Here is a 12754-nt window from a genome sequence, read left to right as displayed (position 1 = left end):
GTTTGTCGGCTAGAAGGCCGTCGGGCTCTATTTGTTGCTGGGGGAATTTTCGTGCTGAACGGGATCAATGGGCGCCGCCCGACTCTGAGCGCGCTGGTCTTGGTCCTGGGCGTGAGCGCGATCGCTCTGGCCGGATGCGGGAAAAAGCCGGAGAAAAAGACGCGGGCCGCGCCGAGCGCTTCGGCGACGGTCAGCCTCGCCACGGTCTCCAGCCAGCCGATCGCCCGCCAGATCAACGCCACCGGCACGATCTCGCCGTGGGAAGAGGTGCCGGTCGGCGCCGAGACCGGCGGCCTGACCGCCGTCGCCGTCAACGCCGAGGAAGGCCAGACCGTTCAGGCGGGCCAGATCCTGGTCCAACTGAACAGCGCGCTGATCAGCGCCCAGCTGCGCCAGCAGGACGCCGCCGTCGCCAGCGCCAAGGCCACCCTGGCCGAGGCCAGCGCCGCCCTCAACCGCGCCAAGGAGCTGCAGGCTAAGGGCTATCTCAGCCAGGCCGGCCTCGACACCGCTACGGCGCGCCAAGGCACCGCCGCCGCCAACCTGGCCGCCGCAGAGGCGGGCCGGGGCGAGACCGCCGCGCGCGTGGCCCAGACCTCGATCCGCGCCCCGGTCGGCGGCCTGATCAGCCGTCGCAGCGTCACCAAGGGCCAGATCGTCAGCACCGGTTCGGAGCTGTTCCGCATCGTCCGCGACAGCCGCCTGGAACTGGACGCCGACATCCCCGAGAGCGACCTCGGCGCGGTCAAGGCCGGCATGTCGGCCAAGATCTATTCCGACAAGGTCGGCGAGATGACCGGCCGCGTCCGTATCGTCACCTCTGAAGTCAACGCCCAGACCCGCATCGGCACGGCGCGGATCGCCCTGTCGTCGATGGGCGGCTTCCGTCCGGGCATGTTCGCCCGCGCCACGATCGACGCCGGCGACCAGCCCGCCCTGGTCGTACCGTCGGCCTCGGTGCTGTACCGCGAGAACCGCCCCGGCGTGTTCGTGGTCGACGCCGCCAAGAGGGTTCACTTCCGCCGCATCGCCATCCTGACCAGCACCGGCGACCGCGTCGCCGCCACCGGCCTGAACGCGGGCGAGCAGGTGGTGGTCGAGGGCGCCGGCTTCCTGGGCGAGGGCGACCTGGTCCGCGTCGGCGCCGCCATCAAGACCGCGCGCTGAGGACGACAGACCGATGCGCAACATCTCCTCCTGGGCGATCAAGAACCCGATCCCCGTCATCATGCTGTTCATACTGCTCTGCTTCGCCGGCATCGTCGGCTTCAAGAGCATGCGGATCAACAACAATCCCGACGTCGACCTGCCGTACGTCGTCGTCACGGCCGTGCGCCCCGGCGCCGCGCCACAGGAGCTGGAAACCCAGGTCACCCGCCTGATCGAGGACTCGATCGCGGGCCTGGGCCAGGTGCGCCATATCAACTCCACCGTCGTCGACGGCGCTTCGACCACCGTCATCGAGTTCGAGCTCGGGGTCGACCACGAGCGCGTCACAAACGACGTACGCAACGCCATGTCCAACTTGCGCGGCTCCCTGCCCCAGGACATGCAGGAGCCGATCGTCACCCGGGTCGACATCTCCGGCGGCAGCCTGATCACCTATGTCGTCAAGGCCCCGACCCTGACGCCCGAGCAGCGCAGCTGGTTCGTCGACAACGACGTCAGCCGCGCCCTGCTGGCCATCAAGGGCGTACGCGAGGTCAACCGCCAGGGCGGCGTCAGCCGCGAGATCGAGATCGCGCTCGATCCCGATCGCCTGGCCGCGCGCGGCGTCACCGCCGCCGCCGTCAGCCAGGCCCTGGTGTCCTCGAACGCCGACCTGCCCGGCGGCCGCGTGACCATCTCGGGCGCCGAGCGCGCCATCCGCACACTGGGCGCGGCCGGTTCGGTCGAGCAGCTGCGCGAGACCCGCGTGCCCGTCTCCAGCGGCGGCACCGTGCGCCTGGCCGACCTGGGCCAGGTCACCGACCACTGGGCCGAGCCCCGCTCGCGCGCCCGCTATGACGGCCAGGAAGTCGTCACCTTCAACATGGTCCGCGGCCGCGGCGCCTCGGAGGTGCAGACCGCCGAGAAGATCCGCAAGGCCGTCGACAAGCTCGACAAGGATCATCCCGAGATCGAGATCGAGGAGATCACCTCGAACGTCAAATACATCGAGGAGAGCTATGTCGCCTCGATGGAAGCCCTGATCGTCGGCGCGATCCTGGCGGTGCTGGTCGTGCTGCTGTTCCTGCGCGACTGGCGCGCCACCCTGCTGGCGGCGGTGGCCATCCCGATGTCGCTGTTCCCGACCTTCGCCATCCTGGCGCCGCTGAACCAGTCGCTGAACGGCATCACCCTGCTGGCCCTGTCGCTGACCGTCGGCATCCTGGTCGACGACGCCATCGTGGAGATCGAGAACATCGTCCGCCACATGCGCGGCGGCAAAAGCCCCTATGCGGCGGCGATGGAGGCCGCCGACGAGATCGGCCTGGCCGTCGTGGCCACCACCTTCACCATCGTGGCGGTGTTCGCCCCGGTAGGCTTCATGCCCGGCATCATCGGGCAGTTCTTCAAGGCCTTCGCCCTGGCCGCCTGTATCTCGGTGCTGTTCTCGCTGGTGGTCGCCCGCCTGCTGACGCCGCTGATGGGCGCCTACATGCTGAAGGCCGACGACAAGCACGAGGACAAGGACCCGGCTTGGATGGGTCCGTACCTGAAGGCGCTGAACTGGGGTCTGCGCAATCGCTGGAAGGTGCTGGCGATGGGCATCCCGATGTTCGTCATCTCGATCCTGCTGGCCACCCGCCTGCCGTTCGAGTTCCAGCCCCAGGTCGATCGCGGCCGCGCCGAGTTCTCGGTCGAGCTGCCGCCCGGCGCCACACTGGACGAGACCGACGCCATCGTGCAGCGCGTGACCCGCGAACTGCTGGCCCGCAAGGAAGTGGTCAGCGTCTATGCCGCGGTCGGCAGCGACGGCGGCGTCAACAAGGCCAGCCTGACCGCCGACCTGACCGACAAGAAGGAACGCATCAGCCAGAAGGTGTTCAGCCGCCAGATGGTCGACCAGTTCGCCGCCGTTCCCGGCGCGCGGATCGGCTCGGGCAGCAACAACGGCGGCGGCCCGTCCAGCGGCGGCAGCTACACCCTGAGCCTGGTCAGCGACAACGGCCCGGCCCTGGAAGCGGCGGCCCGCAAGGTCGAGGCCGAGATGCGCGGCGTTCCGGGCCTGGCCCACGTGGTCAACACCGCCTCGATCGCCCGTCCCGAGATCGTCGTCACGCCCAAGGCCGACCAGGCCGCCCGCGCCGGCGTCTCGGCCGGGGCGATCTCCCAGGCCGTGCGCGTCGCCACCATCGGCGACGTCGACCAGAACCTGCCCAAGTACAATCTGGGCGACCGCCAGGTGCCGATCCGCCTGCGCCTCAGCCAGACCGCGCGCGAGGACATCGCCGTCCTGCAGACCCTGCAGGTGCCGTCGCCCAACGGCCCCGTGCCGCTGAACGCCGTCGCCGACGTGCGCTTCGGCGCCGGTCCCTCGCAGGTCGAACGCCGCGACCGGGCGCGCGTGGCCACGATCACCGCCGAGCTGGACGGCATCGTCGTCGGCGAGGCCGCCAAGCGCGTCCACGCCCTACCCTCGGTCAAGACCCTGCCGAACGGGGTCAAGGAAGTGGCCGCCGGCGACGCCGAGTTCATCCAGGAGATGGTCACCGGCTTCCTGGGCGCGCTGATCACCGGCATCCTCTTGATGTACGTCGTGCTGGTGCTGCTGTTCCGCAGCTTCGCCCACCCGATCACCATCATGGTGGCCCTGCCGCTGGCCATCGGTGGCGCCTTCGGCCTGCTGGTGCTGGCCCACTCCAGCTTCTCGATCTCGACCCTGATCGGGATCCTGATGCTGATGGGCATCGCGGCCAAGAACTCGATCCTGCTGGTCGAGTACGCGATCATGGCCATGAAGGAACACGGCATGGACAAGCGCACGGCGATCATCGACGCCGCGCACAAGCGGGCCCGGCCGATCCTGATGACCACCGTGGCCATGGGCGCGGGCATGCTGCCCACCGCCATCGGCCTCGGCGCGGAAGTCGAGTTCCGGGCCCCCATGGCCATCGCGGTCATCGGCGGCCTGATCACCTCGACCCTGCTGTCGCTGCTCTACATCCCGGTGGTGTTCATCCTGATGGACGGCCTGAAGACGCGCTCCGAGCGCCTGATGGGCCGCCTGTTCGGCAACCACCACCACGTGGCGGCCAAGAAGCCTCACATCGCCGAGTAGGTATCCTCCCCCGCGATGCGGGGGAGGTGGTCCGCAGGACCGGAGGGGGCGAGCTGGGCCTTAGCCGTGAAGGCCCCCTCAGTCACTCCGTGACAGCTCCCCCGCATCGCGGGGAGCATCTTGTCCCTAAGCCTTCAGCGCCTGCGCCACCACCGGCGCCAGGCGGTCGGCGATGATCCTGGCCCCGTCGGCATTGGGATGGATCCCGTCGCGCTGCATGTAGCGCGACACCCCGATCACGCCCGTCAGGAAATCCGGCGCGTAGAACACGCCTTGCTCCCTCGCCAGGTCCGGATAGAGCTGGGTGAAGCGGCGGGCATAGTCGACGCCCAGCAGGCCCGGGGCGCGGACTCCGGCCAGCACCACGCGGATGTTCTTCGTCTTCAGGTGCTGGACGATGGCCCTCAGATTGGCCTTGGTCATCGACGGGTCGACGCCCAGCAGCAGGTCGTTGCCGCCCAGCGCCACCACGCAGACCAGGCTCTCGGCGGGCACGCGGTCGACGCGCGCCAGGCCGTTGGCGCTGGTGTCGCCCAGCACGCCCAGGTTCCGCACCCGCGACGGCGCGCCCATCCGCTCCAGCGCCGCCTGTAGGCGCGCCGGCATGGAGAGATCCTGCGCCAGACCCAGACCCGCCGTGATCGAGTCGCCCAGCACCGTGACCACCGGAAGAGCCGGCGGCGGCGCGGGCTTCGCCAGCGGCTTGCCTTTGCGCATGTCCGCGAACGCGGCGCCCGGCATGGCCAGCGCCGCGAGGCCGGCCAAAATCCGCCGGCGACCCAAAAGGGACGTTTGCCAAGCGAGGGACTGGAACTTCACCATCGACGAACCGTATGAACTACAAGAACAGAACAAACACCCTGCGCGTTGAACGCAGGATGAAGAGGGAAGCGTTCAATGCGGCGTCGGTTTCGCGAAATCTTGATCGTCGGTGTGGCGTTGACCGCCCTCGCCGCCTGCGGCCAGAGCAATGGCCAACAGAACAGCGCCGTCGGCTACGGCCCTAATCCGCAACTGCCCAAGCCCAGCAAGAGCCTGATCCCGACCGTCAAGGTCTCCGACGTCGTCGGCTGGCCGGCCGGCGTGACGCCCAAAGCCCCGGCCGGCTTCCAAGTGCAGCCGTTCGCGCAAGGCCTGGACCATCCGCGCTGGCTGCTCGTCCTGCCCAACGGCGACGTGCTGGTCGCCGAGAGCAACAAACCCTCCGACGGCGAGAAGCCCAAGGGACTGAAGGGCTTCTTCGAGACCAAGCTGATGAAGAAGGCCGGGGCCGGCGTGCCCAGCGCCGACCGCATCACCCTGCTGCGCGACGCCGACCACGACGGCGTGGCGGAGATGAAGGTCCCGTTCCTGACCGGCCTGCACTCGCCGTTCGGCATGGCCCTGGTCGGCGACACGCTCTACGTCGCCAACGCCGACGCCGTCGTCGCCTTCCCCTACACGACCGGCGCGACCCGCATCTCGGCGCCGCCGCGCAAGGTCGCCGACCTGCCGGGCGGGCCGATCAACCACCACTGGACCAAGAACATCATCGCCAGCGCGGACGGCTCAAAGCTCTATGCGAGCGTCGGTTCGAACAGCAATGTCGGCGAGAACGGCATCCCGGCCGAGGAGGGCCGCGCCGCGATCCACGAAATCGACCTCGCCACGGGCCAGCAGCGGATCTTCGCCTCGGGCCTGCGCAATCCCGTCGGCCTGTCCTGGAACCCGGCCAATGGCCAGCTGTGGACCGCCGTCAACGAGCGCGACGAGCTGGGCAACGACCTGGTGCCCGACTACATGACCTCGGTCCGCGAGGGCGGTTTCTACGGCTGGCCCTACAGCTACTACGGCCGCCACGTCGACAAGCGGGTCAAGGACAAGGACCGCCGCCCCGACCTCGTCGAGCGCGCCACCGTCCCCGACTACGCCCTGGGCGCCCACACCGCCTCGCTGGGCCTGACCTTCTATACAGGCAAGAGCTTCCCGGCCCGATATTGGGGTGGGACGTTCGTCGGCCAGCACGGCTCGTGGAACCGTAATCCGCAGGCGGGCTACAAGGTGATCTTCGTGCCGTTCATCGACGGCAAGCCCGCCGGCGGGGTCGAGGATTTCCTGACCGGCTTCCTGGACGCCAACGGCAAGGCTCAAGGCCGGCCGGTCGGCGTGACGGTGGACAGCTTGGGCGCGCTGCTGGTGGCCGACGACGTGGGGAATGCGGTGTGGCGGGTCAGCCCGACGCGGTAGTGCGCTCCGCTTCCGCAGTTCGCCGATAGGGTCCGAACCCGAGAAACATGGTTAATCGGGCCTTTACCCCGGCGCGCTAGGGTCGCTTCATGCGCCGCCCCCTTCTGGTCCTGCTGATCCTCGCCTTGGCCGGCCCGGCCCTGGCCGGCCAGGCGACGATCCCGGCCCCGCCGAAAGCCAAGAAGCCCGTCACGGTCGTCGCCGCCCCCGTCGGCGCGACCAGCTTTGTCCTGCCCGCTCCGATCCCGCTGGCCCAGAGCCGGCCCGCCGGCGACGCCCAGCAGTGCAAGGCGACCTGTTCGAAGACGCTCTACTTCTGCCAGGCCAGCGGCGACGACGACGGCTGCGGCGGCCGCTGGGCCCAGTGCAACGCCGCCTGTACGGCCACCTATACGCCGGCGCGCTTCGGGCGCTGAGCTTCCCCAAGGGCCGCTTGCCGCTCCGCATAACACCGGTACACTCCTGAACAACGATAAGTCAGGAGGGTGGAATGTCCGCAAAGCTCCCGAAAGCGTGCGTCATCGGCGCGGGCTGCAGCGGCTTCACCACGATCAAGCGGCTGAAGGACCACGGCGTCCCGTACGACTGCTTCGAGATGTCCGACGAGATCGGCGGCAACTGGTACTTCAAGAACCCCAATGGCCTGTCGGCCTGCTACGAGAGCCTGCATATCGACACCAGCAAGTGGCGGCTGGCGTTCGAGGACTTCCCCGTGCCGAAGGACTGGCCGGACTTCCCGCACCACGCGCAGTTGTTCCAGTACTTCAAGGACTATGTCGACCACTTCGGCCTGCGCGAGACGATCACCTTCAACACCCGGGTCGAGCGCGCCCATCGCACCGATGACGGCCTATGGTCGGTGACCCTGTCGACAGGCGAGACGCGGCTCTACGACGTCCTGTTCGTCTGCAACGGCCACCACTGGGACCCGCGCACACCCGAGTATCCGGGCGAATTCGACGGTCCCGCCTTCCACGCCCACGCCTATAGCGACCCGTTCGATCCCGTGGACATGCGCGGCAAGAACGTCGTGGTGGTCGGCATGGGCAATTCGGCCATGGACATCGCCAGCGAGCTCTCCCAGCGGCCGATCGCGAAAAACCTCTGGGTCTCGGCCCGGCGCGGGGTCTGGGTGTTCCCCAAGTACCTGAACGGCAAGCCGGCGGACAAGAGCGCCATGCCGGCCTGGATGCCGCGCAAGCTGGGGCTCTCCCTCGCCCGCTCGGTGATCAAGAAGACCATCGGCAAGATGGAAGACTACGGCCTGCCCAAGCCCGACCACGAGCCGCTGGAGGCCCACCCGTCGGTCTCCGGCGAGTTCCTGACCCGCGCGGGCTGCGGCGACATCAAGTTCAAGCCGGCGATCAAGGCGCTGGAGGGCAAGCAGGTGCGCTTCGCCGACGACAGCGTCGAGGCGGTCGACGCCATCGTCTTCGCCACCGGCTACAAGATCAGCTTCCCGTTCTTCGACGACCCGGCCCTGCTGCCGGGCGCCGACCACCGCTTTCCGCTGTTCAAGCGAATGATGAAACCGGGGACCCCCAACCTGTTCTTCATGGGCCTGGCCCAGCCGTTGCCGACCCTGGTGAACTTCGCCGAACAGCAGGCCAAACTGGCGGCCGGGTATCTGGCGGGCAAGTACGCGCCGCCGTCGGACGCCGAGATGGTCCGCATCACGGCCAAGGACGAGGAACGCCACACCGGCCAGTTCTACGACTCGGCCCGGCACACCATCCAGGTCGACTTCAACGTCTATTGCGCCGACCTGAAGAAAGAGATCGCCAAGGGCGAGGCGCGCGCGCGGGGCCAGGGCGGCAAGCTGCCGGTGCCGGCGCTGGCGGAGATCAGGATGGAGCCGTTGCTGGCCAGCTAAGCCCTTCCCCCTTTGATGGGGGAAGGGTTTGGGATGGGGGTGACACCGCTGCCGAAAAGGGCGAGGTGTCGCCAACGCCGCATCACCCCCATCCCCGCCCTTCCCCCATCGAGGGGGAAGGGAGAAGAAAGTCACCATGGCCAAGATCACCTTCGACAAGGACACCCGCGCCAAGCTGGTCGGCGGGCTCTCCGACTACCTCCGGACCGAGCTGGACCTGGACGTGAAAGGCTTCGACGCCGAGTTCCTGCTCGACTTCATCACCGAGCGGCTGGGGCCGCACTACTACAACCAGGGCCTCCACGACGCCTCGACGCTGTACCGCGAGAAGCTGGAGGCGATCAGCGAGGCCGTCTACGAGATCGAGCAGCCGATCAAGGGGCTCTGACTTCCCCTCGCGTAAACATTGACGCTCCCCGCCAAGGGCGCATCCTTCCTGAACAACGATAAGTCGCTCGGTAACCCGCGACGGGAGGACGCTCGATGGCCGCCGGCTCCGCCGTCTTCGCCCTGCCCAGGGTCTGCCTCTTCGACGTGAGCGCGTCCGGAATAGGGCCTGAAGCGGGCCGGGGCGAGAAGGAAATCCCCTCCCGATTCAACCGCGAGCGGCGAAAGTCTTGCGTGTCGCCGCGGAGTAAGGCTGTGATCGTGACGGGGCGTCACGAACGTCCCGCTCCTGAGTCGCGGTCCATGTCGAATATCGCCTACTTCCCCAAGCCCCATGTCGATCAGCGACCGGGCAAGCGGGAGCGCACCAAGACCGCCAATCGCCAGGCGATCCTGGACGCCGCGCGCGAGGTGTTCGGCGAGCTGGGCTACGACGCCGCCACGGTGCGCGACATCATCCGCCGCACGGGTTTGGCCTCGGGCACCTTCTACAACTACTACAAGTCCAAGGAAGAGGTGTTCGACGCCCTGGCCGATGACGGCGCGCGGCGCTTCCGGCCCCTCCTGCGCGCCGAATCCGAGAAGGCGACCGATTTCGAGAGCTTCGTGCGCGGGGCGATCCTGGCCTATTTCAACTTCGTGGCCACCGAGCAGGAGAGCTGGCGCATCAACAGGCCGCCCGGCGAGCAGATCCCGCACGCGCGTCCGTCGCCCGAGGTGACCGCCGTGTTCGACGAGGTGCGCGAGGCCTTCGCCCGGGTGCTGGAGCAGACTCACGCCCCGCCGGTCGACCTCGACTATCTGACCGCCGCCTGCATCGCCGTGGCCCGCGAGATCGGCGACAAGATGCTGGAGCGGCGGCCCGTCGACACCGAGGGCGCCGCGGACTTCGCGGTCAAGCTGATCCTGGGCGGCTTGCCCACCCTGCCAAGACTGTAGACACCAAGTCCAGCGACAAGAACGCAGAGAGTGGGGAAACCATGGCTTCCGACGCCGCCCAGAAAACCATCCTGAAGCTGATCATGTCCCTGCCCAGCCCGATCCTGCGGGCCATGTCGGGCGGCGGGGTCGTCTACAAGGGCGGCAGAACACTGGACCCCCGCTTCCAGTTCTTCGCCAACGCGGCCAAGAAGATGCCCGCCATGACCACGTTGTCGCCGGCCGAAGCCGTGGCCGGCAGCGCCCGGGGCCTCGCCGCGGTGCAAGGGCCGCTGGAGCCCGGCGTGCGCACCGAGAGCCTGTCCATCGAAGGTCCGAACGGTCCGATCCCGGCCCGCGCCTATCGGCCGGACGGGCAGGACTCCAGCGCGCCGCTGATCGTCTACGCCCACATGGGCGGCGGGGTGATCGGCGACCTGGAGTCCTGCCACGCCTTCTGTTCGATCCTGGCGCGGATCGCCCGCACGGCGGTGATCTCGGTCGACTACCGCCTGGCCCCCGAGCACAAGTTCCCGGCTGGGCTGGAGGACGTGCTCGCGGCCTATCGCTGGGCGCGCGACAACACCGGCCGCTTCGGCGCCGCGCCGGTCCCGCCGGCCATCGGCGGCGACAGCATGGGCGGCAACTTCTCGGCCATCGTCGCCCAGGAGATGCAGCGCAAGGGCGAGCCGCAACCGGCGCTCCAGATCCTGATCTATCCCGCCGTCGACGTGGCCAGCGAAACGCCGTCGATGACTACCTATGCAGACGCCTATCCCCTGACCCGCGCGACCATGGACTGGTTCATGGGCCACTATATGAGCGCCGACGCCGACCCGGCCGACCCGCGCCTGTCGCCCGACAAGACCGCCGACCTGACGGGCCTGGCCCCCGCCGTGATCGCCACCGCCGGTTTCGATCCGCTGGTCGACCAGGGCGAGGGCTATGCAAAACGCCTGCAGGCGGCCGGCGTGCCGGTGCTGTATCGCTGTTACGACAGTCTGGCGCACGGGTTCACCGCCTTCACGGGCGCGATCCCGGCGGCCGACGGCGCGTGCCGCGAGATCGCGGGGCTGGTGCGGCAGGCGTTTGATCAGGCGAAGGCCTAAGCGATGCGCGCCGACATTCTCCCTTCCCCCTTTGATGGGGGAAGGGCGGGGATGGGGGTGACCCCGCCTGACGATTTCGCGCCGAGCCACTTTCTGAACCGCTGTCACCCCCATCCCCAACCCTTCCCCCATCCAAGGGGGAAGGGGGCATGATCGCGACAAGCATGCGCGCCCTCGTCGTCGAGGACCTCGCCCCTGACTTCGCCGGCTGCGCCGTCCGTGACGTCCCCTCGCCCCAGCCGGGTCCCGGCGAGGTGCTGGTCCGCGTGCGCGCCGCCAGCGTCAACTTCCCCGACCTGCTGATGACGCGCGGCGAGTACCAGTTCAAACCGCCCCTGCCCTTCACGCCGGGGCTGGACATCGCCGGCGAGGTCGCCGCGCTGGGCGAGGGCGTCACCGGCTTCCAGATCGGCGACGCCGTGGTCGGCGGGGCGCGGCTGGGCGGGTTCGCGGAATACGCCGTGCTGTCGGCCGAGGCGCTGAAGCCCAAGCCCGCGCGTCTGTCGTTCGCGGAGGCCGCCGCCTATGGCGCGGCCTATCTCACGGCCTATGTCGCCCTGGTCCGCCGCGCGCGAGTCGAGCCCGGCGAGTGGGTGCTGGTCCACGGCGCGGCCGGCGGGGTGGGGCTGGCGGCGGTGGACCTTGCCAAGGCGCTGGGCGCCAAGGTGATCGCCGCCTCGGCCTCGGACGACAAGCTGGCGGCCGTCCAGGCGCTCTACGCTCCCGACGCTATCGTCAACGTCACCGAAGGCTTCCGCGAGCAGGTCAAGGCGATCACCGGCGGTTGCGGGGCCGACGTGATCTACGACCCCGTGGGCGGCGACGTGTTCGACGAAAGCGTCCGCTGCATCGCCTTCGACGGCCGACTGCTGGTCATCGGCTTCACCTCGGGCCGGATCCCGAACGTCTCGGTCAACATGCCGCTGATCAAGGGCTTTTCGGTCATGGGCGTGCGGGCCGGGGAATACGGCCGGCAGTTTCCCGAGAAGGGCCGGCAGAACGCCGAGGCCATCTGGAAAATGGCCGACGAGGGCGCCATAAGGCCCCACGTCCACGCTGAGTTGCCGCTGGATCGCTGGCGAGAAGCCTTCGACCTGCTGGCCGAACGCAAGGTGGTGGGCAAGGCGGTGATCGTTCCGTGAACCCGCCAGGCAAGTGATTGAACCGACTCAGGTTGACATCCCTCGCCCGTTCTTTTATCCACCGCCCCTCACTCGCGGGGACCTAGTCACCGCGTTCAACGTATTTGCATTTCGGAGCCACGTCGTGAAGCGCACCTTCCAGCCGTCGAAGCTCGTGCGTGCCCGCCGTCACGGCTACCGCGCGCGTATGGCCACCAAGAACGGTCAAAAGATCGTCGCGCGTCGCCGCGCCAAGGGCCGCAAGCGCCTGACCGCCTAATTTCTCTTCCTCCCTCGGGAGGTTAGACGATGATCAAAGCCGCCTTTTCCACAGACCTGGTTTCAGGTTCTCGCCGGAAAGGCGGCTTTTTTCATGGCTGAAGCCCAAACCTCAAAGCTCCCGGCCCTGAAGTGCGCCCCTCTTCGCTTTGAGAGACTGCGCAAGCGCCCCGACTTCCTGCTGGCGGCCAAGGCCCCGGCCCTGTCGCGCGGCGCGGTGTTCATCCAGATGCGCAAGCGCCCCGACGAGGATCCCACGGTCCGGGTCGGCTTCACCGCCACCAAGAAGATCGGCGGCGCCGTCGATCGCAACCGCGCCAAGCGCCGCCTCCGAGAGGCCGCCCGGCTGGTCCTGCCCCTTCATGCGCGCCCTTCGCACGACTATGTGTTCATTGCGCGCGGCGGAACCACCGCCCGCGAATGGGGGCGTTTGCTTGACGACGTTAAAACAGCGCTGATAAGCCTCGCCGCCGAGCACGATCGCGGAGGACCCAAGGTTCCCCGCCCGTCATTCGGCGCACCGCCAAAAGACGCCTCTTCCCAACAACCCGATCCCAGAGTTTCCGGTTAAGCGCTC

The 12754-nt window shown here is 68.4% G+C and carries 11 protein-coding genes and 1 pseudogene; 11 read left to right on the top strand and 1 reads right to left on the bottom strand.

Annotated elements, in window-relative coordinates:
* Nucleotides 1-51: 51 nt before the first annotated feature.
* Nucleotides 52-1167, top strand: a complete 1116-nt coding sequence (locus CSW62_RS03360; protein WP_099575783.1) for an efflux RND transporter periplasmic adaptor subunit — start codon at nucleotides 52-54, stop codon at nucleotides 1165-1167.
* Between the two features lie 13 nt (nucleotides 1168-1180).
* On the top strand, nucleotides 1181-4264 hold the full coding sequence (locus CSW62_RS03355; protein WP_099575782.1) for an efflux RND transporter permease subunit: 3084 nt from the start codon (nucleotides 1181-1183) through the stop codon (nucleotides 4262-4264).
* 126 nt (nucleotides 4265-4390) lie between these two features.
* Here the strand turns inward: CSW62_RS03355 and CSW62_RS03345 are convergent, their stop codons facing one another.
* Nucleotides 4391-5005: an arylesterase gene (locus tag CSW62_RS03345; protein ID WP_233206600.1), complete on the bottom strand. Its 615-nt coding sequence runs from the start codon at nucleotides 5003-5005 to the stop codon at nucleotides 4391-4393.
* 156 nt (nucleotides 5006-5161) lie between these two features.
* Between CSW62_RS03345 and CSW62_RS03340 the strand changes: the two genes are divergently transcribed.
* The 9 genes and pseudogenes from CSW62_RS03340 to rnpA all read left to right on the top strand — a co-directional run bounded on the left by CSW62_RS03340 (nucleotide 5162) and on the right by rnpA (nucleotide 12748).
* Nucleotides 5162-6490, top strand: a complete 1329-nt coding sequence (locus CSW62_RS03340) for a sorbosone dehydrogenase family protein (RefSeq protein WP_099575780.1) — start codon at nucleotides 5162-5164, stop codon at nucleotides 6488-6490.
* Between the two features lie 89 nt (nucleotides 6491-6579).
* Nucleotides 6580-6906: a hypothetical protein gene (locus tag CSW62_RS03335; RefSeq protein ID WP_099575779.1), complete on the top strand. Its 327-nt coding sequence runs from the start codon at nucleotides 6580-6582 to the stop codon at nucleotides 6904-6906.
* A 74-nt stretch (nucleotides 6907-6980) separates the two neighbouring features.
* Nucleotides 6981-8363, top strand: coding sequence for an NAD(P)/FAD-dependent oxidoreductase (locus CSW62_RS03330; protein ID WP_099575778.1), 1383 nt, complete (start codon nucleotides 6981-6983; stop codon nucleotides 8361-8363).
* Between the two features lie 136 nt (nucleotides 8364-8499).
* Nucleotides 8500-8751, top strand: a complete 252-nt coding sequence (locus tag CSW62_RS03325; protein ID WP_099575777.1) for a DUF2164 domain-containing protein — start codon at nucleotides 8500-8502, stop codon at nucleotides 8749-8751.
* 302 nt (nucleotides 8752-9053) lie between these two features.
* Nucleotides 9054-9689 carry a TetR/AcrR family transcriptional regulator gene (locus CSW62_RS03320; protein WP_099575776.1) on the top strand — a complete coding sequence of 212 codons (636 nt, stop codon included), beginning with the start codon at nucleotides 9054-9056 and terminating at the stop codon, nucleotides 9687-9689.
* A gap of 26 nt (nucleotides 9690-9715) precedes the next feature.
* Nucleotides 9716-10777: pseudogene (locus CSW62_RS03315) on the top strand (alpha/beta hydrolase); the annotation flags it as partial.
* Nucleotides 10778-10926: 149 nt separating this feature from the next.
* The gene (locus CSW62_RS03310; RefSeq protein WP_199170505.1) at nucleotides 10927-11919 is read left to right on the top strand and encodes an NADPH:quinone oxidoreductase family protein; all 993 of its coding nucleotides are present in this window, start codon (nucleotides 10927-10929) and stop codon (nucleotides 11917-11919) included.
* A 124-nt stretch (nucleotides 11920-12043) separates the two neighbouring features.
* Nucleotides 12044-12178 carry a 50S ribosomal protein L34 gene (gene rpmH / locus CSW62_RS03305; protein ID WP_012284717.1) on the top strand — a complete coding sequence of 45 codons (135 nt, stop codon included), beginning with the start codon at nucleotides 12044-12046 and terminating at the stop codon, nucleotides 12176-12178.
* 93 nt (nucleotides 12179-12271) lie between these two features.
* The gene (gene rnpA, locus CSW62_RS03300) at nucleotides 12272-12748 is read left to right on the top strand and encodes a ribonuclease P protein component (RefSeq protein ID WP_099575774.1); all 477 of its coding nucleotides are present in this window, start codon (nucleotides 12272-12274) and stop codon (nucleotides 12746-12748) included.
* Nucleotides 12749-12754 lie beyond the last annotated feature (6 nt).

The organism is Caulobacter sp. FWC2 (genome assembly GCF_002742625.1).
GTDB lineage: Bacteria > Pseudomonadota > Alphaproteobacteria > Caulobacterales > Caulobacteraceae > Caulobacter.
The sequence above is the reverse complement of the archived record's forward strand: the minus strand, read 5'-3'. Positions and strand labels throughout refer to the sequence as shown.

What these genes read in the sequence shown, in the direction of transcription:
- rnpA (WP_099575774.1), top strand. Translation starts at nt 12,272, where the DNA reads ATGGCTGAAGCCCAAACCTCAAAGCTCCCGGCCCTGAAGTGCGCCCCT.
- CSW62_RS03335 (WP_099575779.1), top strand. Translation starts at nt 6,580, where the DNA reads ATGCGCCGCCCCCTTCTGGTCCTGCTGATCCTCGCCTTGGCCGGCCCG.
- CSW62_RS03320 (WP_099575776.1), top strand. Translation starts at nt 9,054, where the DNA reads ATGTCGAATATCGCCTACTTCCCCAAGCCCCATGTCGATCAGCGACCG.
- CSW62_RS03345 (WP_233206600.1), bottom strand. Translation starts at nt 5,005, where the DNA reads ATGCCGGGCGCCGCGTTCGCGGACATGCGCAAAGGCAAGCCGCTGGCG.
- CSW62_RS03340 (WP_099575780.1), top strand. Translation starts at nt 5,162, where the DNA reads ATGCGGCGTCGGTTTCGCGAAATCTTGATCGTCGGTGTGGCGTTGACC.
- CSW62_RS03355 (WP_099575782.1), top strand. Translation starts at nt 1,181, where the DNA reads ATGCGCAACATCTCCTCCTGGGCGATCAAGAACCCGATCCCCGTCATC.
- CSW62_RS03325 (WP_099575777.1), top strand. Translation starts at nt 8,500, where the DNA reads ATGGCCAAGATCACCTTCGACAAGGACACCCGCGCCAAGCTGGTCGGC.
- CSW62_RS03330 (WP_099575778.1), top strand. Translation starts at nt 6,981, where the DNA reads ATGTCCGCAAAGCTCCCGAAAGCGTGCGTCATCGGCGCGGGCTGCAGC.
- CSW62_RS03310 (WP_199170505.1), top strand. Translation starts at nt 10,927, where the DNA reads ATGATCGCGACAAGCATGCGCGCCCTCGTCGTCGAGGACCTCGCCCCT.